The organism is Pseudarthrobacter sp. CCNWLW207, from assembly GCF_037203945.1.
GTDB lineage: Bacteria > Actinomycetota > Actinomycetes > Actinomycetales > Micrococcaceae > Arthrobacter.
Map to the genome: position 1 here is coordinate 93084 of NZ_JBBCBS010000007.1, position 17757 is coordinate 110840.

General features: G+C 63.6%; 21 protein-coding genes. 18 read left to right on the plus strand and 3 right to left on the minus strand.

Annotated elements, in window-relative coordinates; translation table 11 throughout:
* Positions 1–6: 6 nt before the first annotated feature.
* The 3 genes from V9L17_RS13755 to V9L17_RS13765 all read left to right on the plus strand — a co-directional run bounded on the left by V9L17_RS13755 (position 7) and on the right by V9L17_RS13765 (position 2270).
* On the plus strand, positions 7–684 hold the full coding sequence (locus V9L17_RS13755) for a TrmH family RNA methyltransferase (protein ID WP_436474556.1): 678 nt from the start codon (positions 7–9) through the stop codon (positions 682–684).
* A 141-nt stretch (positions 685–825) separates the two neighbouring features.
* On the plus strand, positions 826–1845 hold the full coding sequence (gene fbaA, locus V9L17_RS13760) for a class II fructose-bisphosphate aldolase (RefSeq protein ID WP_337346994.1): 1020 nt from the start codon (positions 826–828) through the stop codon (positions 1843–1845).
* 2 nt (positions 1846–1847) lie between these two features.
* Positions 1848–2270 (plus strand): DUF3151 domain-containing protein, encoded by a 423-nt coding sequence (locus tag V9L17_RS13765; RefSeq protein WP_337346993.1) that lies wholly within the window; start codon positions 1848–1850, stop codon positions 2268–2270.
* Between the two features lie 88 nt (positions 2271–2358).
* Here the strand turns inward: V9L17_RS13765 and V9L17_RS13770 are convergent, their stop codons facing one another.
* Positions 2359–2988, minus strand: a complete 630-nt coding sequence (locus V9L17_RS13770; RefSeq protein ID WP_337346992.1) for a uracil-DNA glycosylase — start codon at positions 2986–2988, stop codon at positions 2359–2361.
* Positions 2989–3417: 429 nt separating this feature from the next.
* Here V9L17_RS13770 and V9L17_RS13775 point away from each other — a divergent pair, with 429 nt between their 5' ends.
* Entirely contained in the window at positions 3418–4707 is a 1290-nt protein-coding gene (locus tag V9L17_RS13775; protein WP_337351835.1) for an adenylosuccinate synthase, read from the plus strand.
* An 84-nt stretch (positions 4708–4791) separates the two neighbouring features.
* Here the strand turns inward: V9L17_RS13775 and V9L17_RS13780 are convergent, their stop codons facing one another.
* Positions 4792–5886 carry a LacI family DNA-binding transcriptional regulator gene (locus tag V9L17_RS13780; protein ID WP_337351836.1) on the minus strand — a complete coding sequence of 365 codons (1095 nt, stop codon included), beginning with the start codon at positions 5884–5886 and terminating at the stop codon, positions 4792–4794.
* Between the two features lie 155 nt (positions 5887–6041).
* On the opposite strand from V9L17_RS13780, the gene V9L17_RS13785 reads away from it, so the two are divergent.
* The 9 genes from V9L17_RS13785 (at position 6042) to V9L17_RS13825 (ending at position 13630) form a co-directional block, all read left to right on the plus strand.
* A complete protein-coding gene (locus V9L17_RS13785) occupies positions 6042–6908 on the plus strand; it encodes an ABC transporter substrate-binding protein (RefSeq protein ID WP_337346989.1) in 867 nt (288 codons plus the stop codon).
* Between the two features lie 112 nt (positions 6909–7020).
* Positions 7021–7809 (plus strand): amino acid ABC transporter permease, encoded by a 789-nt coding sequence (locus V9L17_RS13790; protein ID WP_337346988.1) that lies wholly within the window; start codon positions 7021–7023, stop codon positions 7807–7809.
* Positions 7806–8585, plus strand: a complete 780-nt coding sequence (locus tag V9L17_RS13795; RefSeq protein WP_337351837.1) for an amino acid ABC transporter ATP-binding protein — start codon at positions 7806–7808, stop codon at positions 8583–8585. The genes V9L17_RS13790 and V9L17_RS13795 overlap by 4 nt, the downstream gene beginning before the upstream one ends.
* Positions 8585–9628, plus strand: coding sequence for a Gfo/Idh/MocA family protein (locus tag V9L17_RS13800; RefSeq protein WP_337351838.1), 1044 nt, complete (start codon positions 8585–8587; stop codon positions 9626–9628). Before V9L17_RS13795 ends, V9L17_RS13800 begins: the two co-directional genes overlap by 1 nt.
* Before the next feature lie 45 nt (positions 9629–9673).
* The gene (locus V9L17_RS13805; protein ID WP_337346985.1) at positions 9674–10798 is read left to right on the plus strand and encodes an NAD(P)/FAD-dependent oxidoreductase; all 1125 of its coding nucleotides are present in this window, start codon (positions 9674–9676) and stop codon (positions 10796–10798) included.
* Between the two features lie 278 nt (positions 10799–11076).
* Complete coding sequence (locus V9L17_RS13810; protein ID WP_337346984.1) at positions 11077–11415, plus strand: YegP family protein; 339 nt, start codon at positions 11077–11079, stop codon at positions 11413–11415.
* 300 nt (positions 11416–11715) lie between these two features.
* Positions 11716–12267 (plus strand): RNA polymerase sigma factor, encoded by a 552-nt coding sequence (locus tag V9L17_RS13815; protein ID WP_337346983.1) that lies wholly within the window; start codon positions 11716–11718, stop codon positions 12265–12267.
* Positions 12264–13127 (plus strand): hypothetical protein, encoded by an 864-nt coding sequence (locus V9L17_RS13820; RefSeq protein ID WP_337351839.1) that lies wholly within the window; start codon positions 12264–12266, stop codon positions 13125–13127. The genes V9L17_RS13815 and V9L17_RS13820 overlap by 4 nt, the downstream gene beginning before the upstream one ends.
* Before the next feature lie 77 nt (positions 13128–13204).
* Complete coding sequence (locus V9L17_RS13825; RefSeq protein WP_337346981.1) at positions 13205–13630, plus strand: CoA-binding protein; 426 nt, start codon at positions 13205–13207, stop codon at positions 13628–13630.
* Between the two features lie 15 nt (positions 13631–13645).
* Here V9L17_RS13825 and V9L17_RS13830 read toward each other — a convergent pair whose 3' ends face one another.
* Positions 13646–14674, minus strand: coding sequence for an isopenicillin N synthase family dioxygenase (locus V9L17_RS13830; protein ID WP_337351840.1), 1029 nt, complete (start codon positions 14672–14674; stop codon positions 13646–13648).
* 45 nt (positions 14675–14719) lie between these two features.
* Between V9L17_RS13830 and V9L17_RS13835 the strand changes: the two genes are divergently transcribed.
* The 5 genes from V9L17_RS13835 (at position 14720) to V9L17_RS13855 (ending at position 17741) form a co-directional block, all read left to right on the plus strand.
* Complete coding sequence (locus tag V9L17_RS13835) at positions 14720–15139, plus strand: MmcQ/YjbR family DNA-binding protein (RefSeq protein WP_337346979.1); 420 nt, start codon at positions 14720–14722, stop codon at positions 15137–15139.
* Positions 15132–15680, plus strand: a complete 549-nt coding sequence (locus tag V9L17_RS13840) for a DUF1990 family protein (RefSeq protein WP_337351841.1) — start codon at positions 15132–15134, stop codon at positions 15678–15680. The genes V9L17_RS13835 and V9L17_RS13840 overlap by 8 nt, the downstream gene beginning before the upstream one ends.
* Positions 15681–15694: 14 nt before the next feature.
* Complete coding sequence (locus V9L17_RS13845; protein ID WP_337346977.1) at positions 15695–16318, plus strand: hypothetical protein; 624 nt, start codon at positions 15695–15697, stop codon at positions 16316–16318.
* 65 nt (positions 16319–16383) lie between these two features.
* Entirely contained in the window at positions 16384–16677 is a 294-nt protein-coding gene (locus tag V9L17_RS13850; protein ID WP_337346976.1) for a DUF503 domain-containing protein, read from the plus strand.
* Between the two features lie 122 nt (positions 16678–16799).
* Positions 16800–17741, plus strand: a complete 942-nt coding sequence (locus V9L17_RS13855) for a hypothetical protein (RefSeq protein ID WP_337351842.1) — start codon at positions 16800–16802, stop codon at positions 17739–17741.
* Positions 17742–17757 lie beyond the last annotated feature (16 nt).

The window sequence follows — 17757 nt, forward strand, 5'->3', positions numbered from 1 at the left end:
TGAAGCGTGACTGACCATCCCCAGAACCCGCCGCTGCCCGTTCCACCGCCTGAGGAGGAATCCGGGCAAAAGGCGGAGGTCGGCGTCGGGCCCTGGGAGGGCGAGGCGCCGGCGGGGGACCATTGGGATCCCGAACTGCTGGCTGACGGCGACCGGCGGAACGTCGTGGACCAGTACCGCTACTGGAAGCACGACGCCATCGTGGCGGACCTGGATTCCAAGCGGCACAACTTCCACATCGCGATCGAAAACTGGCAACACGACCTCAACATCGGCACCGTGGTGCGGACCGCAAACGCGTTCCTCGCCAAGGAAGTGCACATCATCGGACGACGCCGGTGGAACAGGCGTGGAGCCATGGTCACCGATCGCTACCAGCACGTCCGCCACCATCCCACCGTGGAGGACTTCGTGACGTGGGCGCAGGGGGAGGGGCTGGCCATCATCGGCATCGACATCTTCCCTGATTCCGTGCCGCTGGAGACCTACGAGCTTCCCAAGGACTGCGTGCTGGTCTTTGGCCAGGAGGGCCCGGGGCTCACCCCGGAAGTCCACGATGCCGCGCTGGCAACCCTGTCCATCGAGCAGTTCGGCTCCACCCGCTCCATCAACGCGGCGTCCGCTGCAGCCATTGCGATGCACGCGTGGGTGCGCCGGCACGTATTCAACCAGCACGTGTCCTAGCCCTCTGCCCCCTGCGGGAGTGTTACCGGTCCGCGAGACGAAACACGGCGCCACGGCAGAAATGGCTAGGATGGTTCCTAGCCGACGAGGTTCACTCCAGGGCCAACCAGCCCGTAGACGAAATTCACTTTAGGAGTCAGCATGCCCATTGCAACCCCAGAGATCTACTCCGAGATGATCGACCGCGCAAAGACGGGCGGCTTTGCATTCCCTGCCGTCAACGTCACCTCTTCGCAGACGCTGAACGCGGCCCTGCGCGGCTTCGCCGAGGCAGAGTCCGATGGCATTGTCCAGGTGTCCACCGGTGGCGCTGCCTACTGGTCCGGCGCCTCCACGAAGGACATGGTGGCCGGTTCGCTGGGCTTCGCCGCGTTCGCACGCGAAGTGGCCAAGAACTACAACGTCAACATCGCCCTGCACACGGACCACTGCCCCAAGGACAAGCTGGACGGCTTTGTCCTTCCGCTGCTGGCAGCTTCCGAGGCTGAGGTCAAGGCCGGCCGGAACCCGATCTTCAACTCCCACATGTGGGATGGTTCGCACGAGCCGCTCAACGAGAACCTGAGCACTGCCCGCGAACTGCTGGCGCGCACCGCTGCCGCGAAGATGATCCTGGAAGTTGAAATCGGCATCGTCGGCGGCGAGGAAGACGGCGTCGAAAACGCCATCAACGACAAGCTGTACACCACGGTCGAGGACGCCCTGGCCACCATCGAAGCCCTCGGCGCCGGGGAGAACGGCCGCTACATCACCGCCCTGACCTTCGGCAACGTCCACGGCGTGTACAAGCCCGGTGGCGTGAAGCTGCGCCCGGAGATCCTCAAGGACATCCAGGCCCAGGTCGGTGCCAAGATTGGCAAGGACAGCCCGTTCGACCTCGTCTTCCACGGTGGCTCCGGTTCCTCTGACCAGGAGATCGCCGACGCCGTTTCCTATGGCGTGATCAAGATGAACATCGACACCGACACGCAGTACGCCTACACGCGTCCGGTGGTGGACCACATGTTCAAGAACTACGACGGCGTGCTGAAGGTCGACGGCGAAGTTGGCAACAAGAAGCTCTACGATCCCCGCGTCTGGGGCGCCTCCGCCGAAGCCGGCCTGGCTGCCCGCGTGGTCGAAGCAACCAAGCAGCTCGGCTCGGCCGGAAAGACGTTCTAGGAATGTCCGATGAGTTCCGCAAGAACCTGATGGGTCCTGAGCCCACGCTCCTGCCTGCCGAGACAGAGGTCTACGCACAGCTGGACGCGGGACAGGAAGCGCTGGACCTCGTGGCCAAGCACCCTACGTCGTCGCTGTTGTGGGCTGTACTGGCGGAGGAGGCGTGGGCCGAAGGGCGCACCATCGATTCGTACGCCTACTCCCGCGTTGGCTACCACCGCGGGCTGGATTCGCTGCGCCGCAACGGCTGGCGCGGCGTGGGTCCGATCCCGTGGGAGCACGAGCCCAACCAGGGCTTCCTGCGTGCGCTCTACTCGCTGGGACGGGCGTCTTCAGCCATAGGTGAGGCGGACGAGCCGGAACGGATCGAGAAGTTCCTGAACGACTCGGATCCGGCAGCGAAGGCTGCCATCGAAGGCAAATAACAAGCAGTTAATGTTCGACGGCGGGCGGTCACCTTTCAGAAGAAGGTGGCCGCCCGCCGTCGTACAGCCGGTTGGGAGCAGCGTGTGCCTAGGCTTTTGCCAGGCCCGTGCGTGCCATGGCGTCCGTGTAGGCCACGCGCATTTCCTCAAGGTACTGTTCCTGCCGTGCGGGCGTGCCGGCGAAGGCGCGGCCACTCAGGGAGCGGACCTTGTAGGTCTTGAGTCCGCGGCGCCAGATCATGGGCACCTCGGTCTTGAGCAGCAGGTTGGCCAGGCGGTTGGCTTCGGTTCCGTGTGCCACGATGACCGAGGCGCGGGGGACCAGGGCAAGGAATTTGAGCAGCGGCTTGAGCCCTGCGGAAATCTGGTCAGGGGTGAACTTGCCGTTGACCTCGCCGGGAGTGTGCCACGGGTGGACGTTCCACGGCATCACGAACTCCGGACGCAGGCCCAGCTTCCACTGGATCCCCAGCATGCGGGTGGCGGCGTCGTCGTCGCCGGCGGTGATAAAGCCGGACTTATCCGCTTCCCCGATGTTCGAGTACAGGCTGATGATGCGGCACTCGTCCACATCGTGCATCGGATCAACGTAAGGGACTTCGGTGTGGGGCTTAACGCTCTGCAGGGAATCGCACAGCTCGTTGACGGCGGCAACGTTGGGTTCGTAACGGCGGCTCAGAAGCTGCTCACGGAAAGATTCAGGTGCCAGGGCTGTCATGTAGTGCTATGTCTCCTGCGGGGCTCGGTGCTGCTGCCAATCCGGAAAATGGGCGCACTGGAGCACGCCGCAGATCCGGGATGGTTAGAAATGTGTGTGGACCGATTCCTGGTCGGTCTCTATCAGTCTAGCAAGCCCTGCGAAACGAAACGCCGGTGGGTCCTCCGGCAAATAGTGCTGGCGGACCCACCGGCGGGGTATAAGCGATCTGGTGGCGTGTCCCTTCATGCCGGCGGCGCGCGCTGACAAGGGATAATCGGGCCCCATCGGCTAAACTTGGGTGGTAAGAGCCCCGGAACTCTTGCATTGCCAGGCCGCACGTCGGGATGGCAACGCTGGTCCATTCGGGGCATTCTCATGAACGGCGCCGCACCAGCCTGCCACTTCGGTGGACGGACCGGCCGGCCCGAACGAATGGGGGAGGATCCCATGCCAGCAATCGTGATCGTAGGAGCCCAATGGGGCGACGAAGGAAAAGGCAAGGCCACTGACCTTTTGGGCGGCCGGGTCGACTACGTCGTTAAGCCGAACGGCGGCAACAACGCCGGGCACACCGTCGTCGTAGGCGGTGAGAAGTATGAGCTCAAGCTCCTTCCTGCCGGCATCCTTAGCCCCAACGCGGTCCCGATCATCGGCAACGGCTGCGTGGTGAACCTTGAGGCCCTGTTCCAGGAAATCGACGGACTCCAGGCCCGCGGCGCGGACACCTCCAAGCTCCGCGTTTCGGCCAACGCACACCTCGTCGCTCCCTACCACCAGGTGCTGGACAAGGTGACCGAGCGTTTCCTTGGCAGCCGCGCTATTGGCACCACCGGCCGCGGCATCGGCCCCGCCTACATGGACAAGGTGGCCCGCCTGGGCATCCGTGTCCAGGACGTTTTTGACGAATCGATCCTCCGCCAGAAGGTGGAAGGGTCCCTGCGCCAGAAGAACGATCTCCTGGTCAAGATCTACAACCGCCGCTCAGTTGTAGTGGAGGAGATCGTGGAGTACTTCCTGTCCTTCGCCGAGCGCCTCCGCCCGCTGATGATCGACAGCACGCTGGTCCTTAACAACGCCCTGGATGAGGGCAAGGTGGTCCTGATGGAGGGCGGCCAGGCAACCTTCCTGGACGTTGACCACGGCACCTACCCGTTCGTCACCTCCTCGAACCCCACGGCTGGTGGTGCTTCGGTGGGCTCCGGTATCGGACCCACCCGCATCTCCCGTTCCATCGGCATCATCAAGGCCTACACCACCCGCGTTGGTGCCGGCCCGTTCCCCACCGAATTGTTCGATGAGATGGGTATGTACCTGCAGAAGACCGGCGGTGAGTTCGGCGTCAACACTGGCCGCCCCCGCCGCTGCGGCTGGTACGACGCCGTCCTGGCGCGCCACGCCTCGCGCGTCAACGGCTTCACGGACTACTTCGTCACCAAACTGGACGTCCTGACCGGCATCGAACAGATCCCGGTGTGCGTGGCTTATGACGTCGACGGCGTCCGCCACGACGAAATGCCCATGACGCAGACGGAATTCCACCACGCCGTGCCCATCTTCGAGTACTTCGAGGGCTGGACCGAGGACATCACCGGCGCACGTACCCTGGCGGACCTGCCGGAGAACGCCCGCAATTACGTGCTGGCCCTGGAGAAGCTGTCCGGAACGCGTTTCTCGGCGATCGGTGTCGGCCCGGACCGGGACCAGACGATCGTGGTCAACGACCTCATCAACGACTAGCTTTTACTGAATTACGACGGCGGCGGGTCACCCTTGGTTCCAATGGAACCTGAGGGTGGCACGCCGCTTTGTCTTGCGCAGCGGTCAACCGCCTGCCGGGCTGTAAACCTCAGCGCTCTTCGGGGCGCCCACGGAACCGCGGCGAATCAGGCTCGCGGTCAGGGGCGGGCTCTCAGGGGAGGGTTTCCTGCCCTCAATTTGCCGGATCAACGCGGTTGCCGCGGCTTTCCCCATGTCGTACACAGGCTGGGCAATGACTGTGAGCGGGGGAGTGGTCAGGCGGGTCCACGCAAAATCGTCATACATCAGCAGCGAAACATCCCCAGGGATGGAGAGGCCTGATTCCTGGATAGCCTCCACAACGCTCAAAGCGATGAGGCCGTCCGAGGCGATGATGGCCGTGGCTGCGTCCGGACCCGCAAGCAGGTCCTTGGTAATACTCCTGATGGATTCCGCACCGCCTGCGTTGAGCCGGACCAGGTCCACGGGCTGGGACAGGCCCTCTTCTTCGAACGCACGACGGATGCCCTCCAGCCGGTCCGAGATTTGCGAGGAGTCCAACACCATTCCGGGCACGTAGGGCCCATCGGTCCTGACTGTCGAGACGAATGCGATGCGGCGGTGCCCTGCCTCAATGAGGTACTTCGTGGACTCGAAGGAGATAGCGGCCATGTCCACGGCAAAGGTTTCAGCGTCCAAGCCCTCAGCAGCGCGGTCCAGCAGAACCAGCGGGCGGCCGGAGTCCCGCACCCGCTGCAAATGCTGGCTCTCCACTGACGAGGCCGGCGCCACGATCAGGCCGTCCACGCGCTTGTCCAACAGTACTTGGACGGCCTCGACCTCCGCAGCCCTCTCCTCGTCGGTGTTGATCAGGATGACGTTGTAGCCGCCCTTCTTTGCGGCGTCGGTGATGCCCCTCGTAGCCAGGCCGAAGTGGGGGTTTTCGATATCACCCACCACCACCCCTATGGTGTTCGATTTCCCCGTATTCATGCTCCGGGCAAGCTCGTTGGGGCGATAGGACAATTCCTCGGCGGCGGCCAGGACCCGCTCGCGGACATCATCGCTGACTGCCCCGTAGTTACCGAGTGCGCGTGCGGCCTGGGCTTTGGATACGTTGGCCGCTTTGGCGACGTCGGCGACGGTGATGTCCCGACGCCTTGAACCAGTGGTGCTCATTGAGGCCTTTCGGAAGGGGGCTTGACGGCCCGTGTGGCTTGGGTTACATTTTTTACAACCCACTGTGAGTCCGGTCTCAATCGTAGCCGGTGAGACCGGACTCAGCAAGGGAATTACCCAAAGGCCTTAAGCCTCCTTCTGATTGGACAACTGCTGTGACTAAAGGACTGAACTACCGCCGCGGGGGGATCGTTGCCGCCGCCGTTGCGGCCCTCTTTGCATTTTCGGGCTGCGCCGGATCAACCCCGGCCTCCACAGGCCCGAGCGAAGAAAACCCCTACGGGCTGATTCAGCCCGGTACTATCCGGGTCGCCAGCCTGGGCGACTCGAAGCCGTACACCTTCGCCGACGCAAGCGGGAACTTCACCGGCTTTGACGTTGAACTCTTCAAGGATGTGGCTCACCGGGCAGGCGTTGACAATGTGGTCTTCACCGGTCAGGACTTCTCCGGCCTGCTTGCCGCGGTCGCCAACGGCCAGTTCGACGTTGGTGTGGCTGCTATTGGCATCACTGACAAGCGCAAGGAAACTGTCGATTTCTCTGACGGCTACCTCGCCGGTTACCTGACCGTCATCACCACCAAGGACTCCGGCATCAAAGATGCAGATGGCCTCGCTGGAAAGCGGCTCGGGGTAGTACAGGGAACACTCCAGGAAGCCTACGCAGTGAAGAACTTCACCTCCGCCAGCCTGGTTCGCTTCCCGGACAACAACACCGCCATCGCCGCCGTGAACAGCGGAACGGTGGACGCCCACTTCCTGGACTACGAGGCCGCAAAGGCTTACCAGGAGCAGCACGGCCTGGTCAGCGCCGCGGACATCCCCTCCTTCGACGCTCCGGCCGGTTTTGCCATCGCGAAGGACAAGCCGGCCTTCAAGGAGGCACTGAACGAGGGACTCGCAGAAGCTATGGAGGACGGCACCTGGAAGAAGCTTTACCAGAAGTGGTTCCCGGGATCTCCGATGCCCGAGCAGTACCTGCCCAAAGCAGAACAGACTGCTACTCCTGCCCCGAGCAAGTAGCCACAACACGCTGGCCGGACCGCCGGACTCATGGTCCGGCCGCCACCCACCGGGCGGACCGTAGTTCGCGGTCCGCCCGGGACTCACAAGCTAACTACGTCTGAGAGCAACCATGGACTGGCTTAACACCATCATCCGCACGTTTTTCGACTTCGGCGCAATGGCCGAAGTCCTGCCCCAACTCCTCGGTGTGGGGCTACTCAACACGCTCATCATCTCCATCGCCGCCACCGTCATCGGGCTGGTCCTTGGAATGATCGTCGCAGTCATGGGCATCTCACCGTCCAAATGGCTCCGGATCCCAGCCCGGATATATACGGATCTCTTCCGCGGCCTTCCGGCAATCCTTACAATCCTGCTGATCGGTCAGGGCTTCGCACGCTTCAGCCAGTCAATCTTTGGTCCTTCGCCGTACCCACTGGGAATCATTGCCTTGAGCCTGATCGCCAGCGCGTACATCGGCGAAATCTTCCGCGCCGGGATCCAAAGTGTGGACAAGGGCCAAGGTGAGGCCTGCCGCGCGCTGGGCATGAGTTACGCAAAGTCCATGGCGTTGGTAGTAGTTCCGCAGGGCATCCGACGTGTCCTGCCTGCCCTCGTAAACCAATTCATCGCCATCGTCAAGGATTCGTCCCTCGTCTACTTCCTAGGCTTACTTGTCAGCGAACGTGAGCTCTTCCGCGTGGGCCAGGACGCCGCCGTGTTGTCCGGAAACCTTTCCCCGCTGGTCCTGGCCGGCATCTTCTACCTTGTGATCACGGTCCCGCTGACACACCTGGTCAATTACTTCGACAACAGGTTCAGGACCGGTCGCCGCCGCCCGGCTGCCCCCAGCAGCGGCTTGAAAGAAGTCAAAGAACTCGACGCGGCCTCGCCGCTGATCACCGGGAGCAACACATGAGCCTCGCATCCAACACCGCAAACCCTGCCGCGTCCTCGAGCCACACCTTTCACGGCTCCAGCCTTGAACTGAAGAGCCTCACAATGGCCTACGGGGACATCGAAGTGCTCCGCAACGTCAGCCTCACCGTGGCCCCCGGTACCACAACGTGCATCATCGGGCCGTCCGGTTCGGGCAAGTCGACCCTGCTCCGCGGCGTCAACCGGCTCCACGAACCAAAGAGCGGCGACGTGCTTCTGGCCGGCGAAAGCGCCCTTAAGGTCAAACCGGACCTGCTGCGCGCCCGCATTGGCATGGTCTTCCAGCATTTCAACCTCTTCCCGGACCACACTGCCCTCGAAAACGTGGCCTTGGCCCTGTGGAGTGTCAAGGGAATGTCCAAGGCCGACGCGAGGGAGCGGGCCCGCCGCAGCCTCGCCGAAGTGGGTCTTGCTGAGCGGGCCGATCACCGCCCACGGGACCTCTCCGGCGGCCAGCAGCAGCGCGTCGCCATCGCGCGGGCCCTTGCCATGGAACCTGAGGTGATGCTGTTCGACGAAGCCACCAGCGCACTGGACCCTGAGCTGGTCAAGGGCGTGCTGAATCTCATGGCCGGGCTCGGAAAACGGGGCATGACCATGCTGGTGGTCACCCACGAGATGGGTTTCGCCCGAAAGGTGGCCGACCAAGTGGTCTTCATGGACGAAGGCGAAGTGGTGGAGGTTGGCACGCCGGCCGAACTTTTCGACAACCCACGCAGCGGACGACTGCAGCGGTTCCTTTCGGAAGTCCTGTGATGGGTAAGGTAACCGCGGCCCCACTCCGGACCGCCGTCGTTGGTTTCGGTGTCTCCGGCAAGATCTTCCACGCGCCGTTGATCGCCGCGGACCCGAATTACTCGCTGGACGTCATCGTGACGGCAAACCCGGCGCGTGCCGCCGAGGCCGCCCGGCTCTACCCGCAGGCACGAATCGTGCCCTCCCCGGAGGCGCTGTTCTCCCAGGCTTGGGACCTGGACCTGGTGGTGCTCGGCACGCCGCCGCTCACGCACCTGGAACTGGGCGCCACGGCCATCGCTTGTGGACTCAACGTTGTTGTGGACAAGCCTTTCGTCATCACAGTCGCCCACGGTGAGGAGCTAATTGCCAGGGCGTCCGACGCCGGTGTGCAGCTGACGGTTTTCCAGAACCGCCGATGGGACGCTGACTTCTTGACGCTCCGGAAGTTGCTGCAGGAAGGAGCCCTCGGGGAGGTGCACACCTTCGAGTCACGCTTTGAATGGTGGCGGCCGGAAGGCTTCGGTAACTGGCGTGATTCATCCACGCTGGCCGAGGGCGGCGGAATCCTCCATGACCTCGGCGCCCACCTGATCGACCAAGCCATCCAACTCTTCGGGCCCGTGGAGGTGAGCTACGGGGAGACGGCGAACAACGGCCACTGTCCGCAAGCTGCCGAGACCGAGGCCTTCGTGTCGCTACTGCATGAATCGGGCGTCAGGTCCCGTTTGTGGATGAACGGCCTGGCCGCCCAGTCAGGACCCCGGTTTCATCTCCTCGGTTCGAAGGCCGGTTACACGAAGTGGGGCTTGGACAGCCAGGAACCGGCGCTCGCAGCCGGCATCACGCCGTCGGATCCTGCCTATGGCGTGGATCCCCAGGGGTCTTGGGGGCTTCTGGGAGTGGACGGCACAGCCGTCCCCGTTCCGGCGGAAAAGGGTCATTATCCGCGCTTCTATACCGAACTCGCAGCTTCCCTTCGGGGCGAAGGGCAAACTCCCGTGAACCCCGCCGAAGCGCTGGAAACCCTCAAAATCATCGAAAGTATTCACGCCTTCGCGTAAGCAAGGCGCGTCGTAAGGATCCGGAAACTAAAGAAAGGGAGAACTATGTCCTCCAGCGCCACCAAACAGGTCGCCATCATCGGAGGCGGCATCATGGGCGTCTCCACCGCCGTCCACCTTCTCCGCCAAGGCGCCTCCGTGACGCTGTTGACTGAGCAAGGTCTGGCCAGTGAAGCCACGGGCCGGTCACTTTCATGGCTCAACTCAGCCGGCGAACGGTCCACCCCCTATCACCAGCTGCGCGTTGCCGGCGTGGACAGGTACCGGACACTCTTCGCCGCCGACCCCCGCCGAGACTGGCTCCAGTTCGGCGGAGGACTTATGTGGAACGCCGCCGGGCAGGTCGAGGTCACGGAAGCCCGCCACGCCTACGAGCAGTCAATCGGCTACGATTCCAAGCTGCTCGCGCCTGGGGAGATCGAGACGGTCACGCCTGGCATCGACGCCAGCGCTGTTCCGGAGAAGGCAATCTTCAACCCTGGTGAGGGCTGGGTGAGCCTGCCGGACCTGGTGAACTTCCTGATGGAGGAATTCCACGCCCTTGGCGGCCAGCTAGTGCTCAATGCGGGCAAAGCCTCGGTGATGGTCGACGGCGGCCGGGCCACCGGCGTCGAAACTGCTGCCGGTGAGACGTATGGAGCAGACGCGGTTCTGGTTGCCTGCGGTGCCGCGACACCCGCCGTCGTGAAACCCCTCGGCGTAGAGATTCCCAACGGCTCCCCGGTCTCCATGCTCGTAATCACCAAGCCGGTGGAACACCAGGTAACAACGGTGATGAACACACCGCGGGCGGCCGTGCGTCCCAACCCGGGCAACACCTTCGCCCTGGATCATGACTGGTACGAAGACCGCATCACCGAGCATGCCGACGGCTCCTTCAGCATCCCGGACGAAGTGGTCCAGGAACTTGCTGACGAATCATCCAAACTGATCGCCGGCAATCCCGAACTCAAGCCTGCGTCCTGGAAGATCGGTTACAAGCCCATCCCGGGCGACGGCGAACCCGTCTTTGGCGAACTTGGCCAGGTGCCCGGCTGCTTCGTCGCCTTCACGCACTCAGGTGCCACACTGGGGCTTATCGCAGGCGAACTGCTCGCCTGGGAAATCATGACGGGAAACAAGCACCCGATGCTGGCCACGTTCCGTCCTGGCAGGTTCTCCCAGCGCTGACGCATTCAGGGGTACGACGACGGCGGGTCACCCTTGGTTCCAATGGAACCTGGGGGTGGCCCGCCGCTTTGTCTTGCCCGGAGTTGAACGCAATTTACAAAGGGTTAACCCGGCCGGTCTTGTGAGGCTGCCGACGCTGCCGAGAGACTTGATGTACAAGCTGAACAGATCAACAGATCGTTCGACCATACCCGTGGGAGCCCCTCGCAGCGATGCGTCCGGACGTTCGGTGGCGAAGACGTTGCCGGGCCGAACCCCACAAACCGGAAGGATTCACCATGGCCGGGAAGTTCGAAGTTTTCTTGGATTCAGAGTCACGATTCAGGTTCCGCCTCAAGGCGCCGGACGGTGCTGTGATGGCTGTGTCCGAAGCTTTTGAGGATAAGGCCGCAGTCGCCGCCGGGATTGCCGCCGTGCGCGAGTGCGCCGGAACCGGGTTGGTGACCGATCTCTGTTCGGCCACCAACGTTGTCCAGGCGGCCCCCGGGGTGGTCCCTGCCAAGGTCCAGCCGAACTGTGATGACCAGCGCGTGCCCGCAAACCGGGTGCACTCCTTCGTCAATGCCAAGGGATCGTACCGGCCGGCAACTTCGCCGCATTGGACCGGAGCAGCCTAGGGAACCGATGGCACGAAAGACACAAAAATGTTTTTTGCCAGCGCGTAACCTTTGCAGGGCCTGCAGCGATTACCTTTATGAAGCGCCGGGCTGGAACCTGTCCCCCATCATGTTCCAGCCCGGCTCTTTTCTGCTTCGGCAGGTCGAACGGGTGGCAAGCTGGCGATACCGAGGATGGACACACAGTCTCGGCGGCCTGGGTTACTGCGGGGTAAAGTTAGTCGGGCAAGGGCATTCTGCGAAAGCGTCACACGCCCTAGACTGAGCAAGCAAAGTCCCCTCCACCGAAAGCCTACGTCCGTGACCGATGCGCTGACTGACGACGTGTTGCGGGCTAATGCCCGCGATTCGGAATTCTTCAGCCTCGTGTACCGAACTTATGCGTCACAGGTCCTGGGCTATCTCACAGCCCGCGGTGTTGAAGATCCGGAGGCTGTTATGCAGGACGTCTTCCTCGCGGTCCTTCCCCGGCTGGAGACCGTCAGCGGCGGTGTGCAAGGCCTGCGCACGTTCATCTTCTCCGTAGCCCACGCCCGGATGGTGGACGACCACCGTCGGCAAAGCCGCGCCCCCGCAAAGCTGCCGTTCGATGCCGAACTGGACCTGCGCGAGGAATCATCTGCTGAGGCCGAAGCCCTCGAAAGGGTCTCGCCGTCGGAAGTCCTGGGCCTCCTGCAGGGCCTGCTTGATGAGCAGAAAGAGGTGCTTACGCTGCGCATCATTGGCGGCCTGACAGTCGACCAGGTCGCTGCTGTCATGGGGAAGAGCCCGGGGGCCGTTAAACAGCTCCAGCGAAGGGCCTTGAACAGGCTCCGCGAGGAAACCTCAGTGAAAGAATACGTGGCGCCATGACTTCTCAAGCCAGCCGTCTGCTGGACACCGTGGATGAAATGCTCCTCGACGCCGGCCAGGCGCAGGACACCAACCTGCGTGCCGCGCTGTTGTCCCTGGGAAGCCTCGCTTCCATGCCGGCTCCTCCTCCCAACGCACAGCTTGCCGCCCTGTTGGGCTCCCGCCCGGATGAGCTGTCCTGGCGTCGCAGGCTGCGCCGGCACCGGACCACGATCGTCAGCCTGGCCGTCGTTGCCGGGATGGGACTCGGCGTCACGGGGGTGGCCGCCAGTGCGTCCGGGCCCGCCGAGAAGTCCAGCGTGTCCGTCCAGCACCTCCTGGAGGATTGGGCGCCCTCGTGGAGCCTGCCGGAACTTCCCTTGGCCGCCCCCGGCGCTGGGCTCGTCACGAAACCGGAACTGGAACCGGAACAGACGGCGCCGGCAGGTCAGGACGCCGCGGCGGATTCCGGTGGGCCCGGCAGACACCAGGAGTTCCCGGCGAGCAATGTTCCGGACCAGGCGGCCGTTCCAGGGAAGTCTCCTGGGGCGCCTGGAAAAACAGGCTCAGCCGACGGCGGCGCTGACGCCCGCCATAAGCCTGCTACCGCACCGGCAGGCACGGAATCGTCAGGCACGGGGCCAGCGGCCGCGGAGCCAAAGATTCCGGGGCAACCCGGGACCCTGCCGGACGCTACTGAAGCCGCGGCCACCACTGAGGAAGCTGCCCGGCAGGCGCTGGAGAAATCAGCGAAGCTAATGTCCGGCGTCGTGCCCGAAAAGGCCGTGGCCGGAGAGCCGGGCGAGGAATCGGCGAGGAAGTCGGGGATCCCCACGAAAGCGGACCCGGGCGCCAAGTGGCTGAAGAAGTTCAACCGCTAGCCCCCACGCTCCGTGGCCGAGTCCGTCATTCATTTCTTCGGAACAAGGCCTTTGCGTCTGCGGCGTAGGCTTGCCTCATGGGCCACACCAACGATCCTGCAGTTATTGAACGCCTAATGCGAAACAAAGGGCGGTGGGCCATTGTGGGCCTGACCACCAATGAGTGGCGGGCTGCCTACGATACGTCGCTGTTTATCCGGGACGGGCTCGGCATGGAGATCATCCCCGTGAACCTGCCCGGAGATGCTGTGCACGGCGAACCCGGCTACCGCACCCTGCGCGACATTCCGCCGGAAAAGCAGCCTATCGACGTCGTTGACTGCTTTGTGAATTCACAGAAGGTCGGTGCCGTGGTGGACGAGGCGATTGCCGTTGGCGCCAAGGCGGTGTGGCTGCAGCTGGGTGTCATTGACGAAGCCGCGGCGGAACGCGCCAAGGCGGCCGGCCTGGACGTGGTCATGAACGTTTGCCCCGCCCAACAAGCATGGAAGTACAACCTCTGACCCTGCCCGGGGCGGTCAGCTCTTGATCAGGTCCGGATAGTGCCGCTTGGTAACGTCCGGATGGGCGCGCATCCTGCCTTTGAGCATGTTCATGCCGAACGATGCGAGCATCGGGTTGGACGGGTCATCCGAAATTCCGCGGGCCTGAGCCTTCAGCTCCGGCGGCAGGGAAACGGGATCGATCACAGCATCCAACCGAGGCGACCAGAAGAACGGCACTGAATAACGGTCGACGCCGGGCGGCGGGGCCTGCACCCGGTGGATCGTTGCTGCGAGATAGCCCTCAGTGGCTACTTCCAGCATTTCGCCCAGGTTCACCACAAGTGCGCCCGGGAGGGGGTGCACGGGTGCCCACTCGGTTGCGCCGGGCGGCAGGACTTCCAGACCGCCCACGCTGTCCTGCAGGAGGAGGGTTACGAACCCGTAGTCAGCGTGCGAGCCCACTCCCTGGTCACCGGCCGCTTCCACCACACCGCCCACATAGTGCACCAGCTTCCCCATCCACGCTGGTGTGCCTGCGAACGGTTCGTCGAAGTAGTCTTCCGGCAACCTGAGCGAAACGGCGATGGCGCGCAGCAGTTCCATGCCAACCTCGGACATCAAAGCGGCCCACGCCATCGCGGCCGGTTCCAGTTCCGGCAAGGCCTCTGTAGGCCACATGTTGTGTCCCTGGAGCAGCCAGTAGGGCTGGTCCGCCGGATAGTCCGGGACGGGTTCGCGGTCCGGGGAGTAGTCGATCTGTTCGCGGGCATCGGCACGGCCCTGGGTGACCTCTGTGCCCATCCGCGTGTAGCCACGGAAATGCGGTGAGAGCCGGTTATCCAGCTTCATCCGTTCCTCCAGGGGGAGAGCGAAAAAGCGTTGGATCAGCTGAAGCAACTCCTCGGCCTGGCCCGGCGAGGCGCCATAGCCGGTGAGCTGGAAGAAGCCAACGTTGTGCGTGGCGTTCCGCAGCTCTTCGATAAATTCCGGACTAAAGGGACCGTAGGGTTGGCGTGCGGCGCTCAGGTCCAGAACAGGGATGGTCGCCTGGTCATGTGACATGCTCGCAGACTAGCACCGGGGGCGGCCGCTTTGTAGGCTCACTGGATGGACCAAGCTGAACTCCGTGAAATCTGCCTGTCATTCCCTGGTTCGTACGAGGACTTCCCGTTCGGACCCGAAACCTCGGTGTTTAAGGTCCGGGCGCACGTTTCCGGCGGTGCCCGGCACGAGGCCAAGATGTTTGCGGCGTCCGCGATGGACCCGGACGACTGGTCCGTAAGCCTCAAATGTGAGCCCGCCCTGGCACAGCAGCTGCGCGCCGCCCATCCGGAAATCACGGGCGCGTGGCACATGAACAAGAACCATTGGAACGGCGTGCGCCTGGATGGGGCCCTCCCGGACGCCATGGTCCGGGACATGGTGGAGGATTCCTACGATCTGGTGGTGGCGTCACTGAGCCGCAAGCAACAGGAGCAGCTGGGATGGGCGCGGTTGACCGGGTCCCAGGGTTCATCCGTTGACTAAGAAGCGGCTGGCCGCAGGCAGGCTTGATTACCCCGGTGTCGGCGCCACAGAAAATGGCCGTCCACCGGCGGGGTACCCCTGCCTGGTCTCCCAGGCCTACCTTGGCGACGGTCTGGCAGTCTACCGCCGGGTGGCGCAGGGAATCCTGACTTGGGAGCTCCAGCGCCGGTCAGGGCTGCGCGTCCGGGCCGAATCCGACGTCGTCAAGCCCGGCACACGCGTGGTGAGCGGGTTCGGCCTCGGGCCTTTCCGCATCAACGCCCCCTGCGAAGTGGTATGGGTCAGGCGGCCGGTGCCGGGCGACGGCCCGCAGTCTGCGGGCTTCGGTTACGGAACGCTGCCCGGACATCCGGCGCGCGGCGAAGAGGCTTTTGAGGTGGAGATTGACGACACAGGGCAGGTGTTCCTGAAGATCACCGCTTTCAGTACGCCTTCCAACTGGTTCTACCGCACCGGTGGTTTGGTGACCCGGGCGGCGCAGAGGCACATCACTTCCCGATACATTGAAGGGGCACGCCAACTCGCCGCAGGTGAAAGCTGATCAGGAGAAGGTACATGCTGGACCAAGAGACCCTTGACCGACTATGGAAAATTCAGGATCCCGGGCTGTCCGAGCAGCGCTTCAGGGACGCCCTTGCCGATCCCGCCTACGACGCCGACGAAAAGGCCGAACTCGCCACGCAGTTGGGTCGGGCCATCGGCCTGCAAGGACGCTACGAGGAGGCCGATGCGTTGCTGGACTCGGTGGACGGAGACGAGCCCACGGTGGGCGTGCGGATCCTGCTGGAGCGCGGACGCATCCTGAACGCCAGCGGTCACGCCGCCATGGCCGTGCCCCTGTTTGAGCAGGCAGCGGAGCTGGGTGACCACCTGGGCGAGGAGTACCTCGCTGTGGATGCGTTGCATATGCTCGCGATCGCAGACGCAGCGCATGCCGAGCTCTGGACCAAGAGCGCCCTCGAATACGCCTCCACTGCCCACGACCCCCGCACCCGGCGCTGGATGGTGGCGCTGCACAACAACCTGGGCTGGGCCCTGCACGGCGCCGGCCGGTTCACTGAGGCGCTCGTGGAGTTCCAGTTGGCCGAACAATGGGCCGAACGGACCGGAACACCGGCGCAGCAGCAGTCTGCGCGCCAAGGGATCGAAGCCTGCGAGCTCGCACTGGCTGCAGGCTGAGCAGGCACTTTCGGCCCCTCAAAACGGCAAGGGGGCTCAGGGGGAGTAATCGATACGATTGGTTCATGTGGATCGGCTGGATTGAATTCGACATCCTCCTGGGCGATGTCCAGAGCCTGAAGGAAAAACGCTCCCTCATCAGGCCGCTGCTGGCCGAGCTCAAGCGGCGCTTCGAAGTGTCAGTTGCCGAGGTGGGGGACCACGAGCAGTACCGGCGCTCGCAGGTAGGTGTTGGCCTGGTGGCAGCAGACCGGGCGCACCTCGTGGAGGTCCTCACCGCCGTCGAACGCTTTGTGGCCTATCGTCCGGAACTTGAACTCCTCAGCGCCCGGCAGAGGGAACTCCACAGCGAGGACTAATTCCCCCGATCGGTTGCTCCATAAGCGCCCTTTTAACCCCTCAAAACGGCGCTTACGGAGCAATCGATGGAGGTTGTGGATAACTTCTGCGGCGGACCGCAGCATTCTGGTCTGATGAATCGATGAAGACCCCGCGCCTGCTACCCGACGAACTCCGGGGACGTCCGTTCACAGTCGCCGACGCGGCGCGCGCCGGGGTCTCGGACAAGCGGTTGCGGCACCGAACTCTGCATCGTCTGGGCAGGGGGATCCTGTCGGAAAGCCCGACGGCGGACCTCCCCTTGAGCATCAGGGTGCGGCCTTTCATCGAGGTCAACGTCCGATGCGCCGCATCGCACCTCACTGCGGCGGAACTGCTCGTGCTGCCGCGCCGCCAGCAGAAGGGAAAGCCGGATATGTTTCATGTCATCAGGCCCGAGGGAGAGGCCCACCTGAATCGGCCGCACGTCATTGTGCACCGAATGAAGCTTTTTAGCGACGAGGTCACCACAGTCGACGGGATCCCGGTCACCACTCCGGAGCGGACCTGGCTGGACATGGCGGAAATGCTGACCGTCGACGAGCTTGTGGCCATGGGGGACAGCTGCGTCCGGATGCCACGGCCGGAGTTCGAGGACAGGGACATGCCGCTGTGCAGTCTGGCTGACCTGCAACGGATGATCGATCGGCATAAGGGAAAGCGCGGCCTCCGCAAGGCGAAGGAAGCGATCAAACTGATCCGTGTGGGTTCCGATTCGCCGCAGGAGACACTCCTTCGGCTGGCCATGGTCAGGGCCGGGCTGCCGGAACCGGAATTGAATGTGCCGATCATCGGCGACGACGGTCTGAGGCACCATGACCCGGACCTTTCGTACCGGAAGTACCGGATCGGAATCGAGTACGACGGTGAGCACCACGGCGAGGAGGGGCAGGTCGTCCGGGACATCGCGCGTTCTGAAAGGTACGGGGCGTTGGGCTGGACGGAGGTCCGCATTTCGAAACGGCACATGTTGAACGACGCCAAGCCTGCGATCGCCAAGATCCGCACGGCGTTGGTCCAGGCCGGGTGGCGCAAGGGCCGTTAAGAATCGAATGCTCCCC

Coding starts and splice junctions, on each gene's coding strand:
- V9L17_RS13790 (WP_337346988.1), top strand. CDS start 7,021: ATGGACTGGCTTAACACCATCATCCGCACGTTTTTCGACTTCGGCGCA.
- V9L17_RS13795 (WP_337351837.1), top strand. CDS start 7,806: ATGAGCCTCGCATCCAACACCGCAAACCCTGCCGCGTCCTCGAGCCAC.
- V9L17_RS13820 (WP_337351839.1), top strand. CDS start 12,264: ATGACTTCTCAAGCCAGCCGTCTGCTGGACACCGTGGATGAAATGCTC.
- V9L17_RS13810 (WP_337346984.1), top strand. CDS start 11,077: ATGGCCGGGAAGTTCGAAGTTTTCTTGGATTCAGAGTCACGATTCAGG.
- V9L17_RS13850 (WP_337346976.1), top strand. CDS start 16,384: ATGTGGATCGGCTGGATTGAATTCGACATCCTCCTGGGCGATGTCCAG.
- V9L17_RS13765 (WP_337346993.1), top strand. CDS start 1,848: ATGTCCGATGAGTTCCGCAAGAACCTGATGGGTCCTGAGCCCACGCTC.
- fbaA (WP_337346994.1), top strand. CDS start 826: ATGCCCATTGCAACCCCAGAGATCTACTCCGAGATGATCGACCGCGCA.
- V9L17_RS13855 (WP_337351842.1), top strand. CDS start 16,800: ATGAAGACCCCGCGCCTGCTACCCGACGAACTCCGGGGACGTCCGTTC.
- V9L17_RS13780 (WP_337351836.1), bottom strand. CDS start 5,886: ATGAGCACCACTGGTTCAAGGCGTCGGGACATCACCGTCGCCGACGTC.
- V9L17_RS13800 (WP_337351838.1), top strand. CDS start 8,585: ATGGGTAAGGTAACCGCGGCCCCACTCCGGACCGCCGTCGTTGGTTTC.
- V9L17_RS13845 (WP_337346977.1), top strand. CDS start 15,695: ATGCTGGACCAAGAGACCCTTGACCGACTATGGAAAATTCAGGATCCC.
- V9L17_RS13770 (WP_337346992.1), bottom strand. CDS start 2,988: ATGACAGCCCTGGCACCTGAATCTTTCCGTGAGCAGCTTCTGAGCCGC.
- V9L17_RS13825 (WP_337346981.1), top strand. CDS start 13,205: ATGGGCCACACCAACGATCCTGCAGTTATTGAACGCCTAATGCGAAAC.
- V9L17_RS13835 (WP_337346979.1), top strand. CDS start 14,720: ATGGACCAAGCTGAACTCCGTGAAATCTGCCTGTCATTCCCTGGTTCG.
- V9L17_RS13830 (WP_337351840.1), bottom strand. CDS start 14,674: ATGTCACATGACCAGGCGACCATCCCTGTTCTGGACCTGAGCGCCGCA.
- V9L17_RS13805 (WP_337346985.1), top strand. CDS start 9,674: ATGTCCTCCAGCGCCACCAAACAGGTCGCCATCATCGGAGGCGGCATC.
- V9L17_RS13775 (WP_337351835.1), top strand. CDS start 3,418: ATGCCAGCAATCGTGATCGTAGGAGCCCAATGGGGCGACGAAGGAAAA.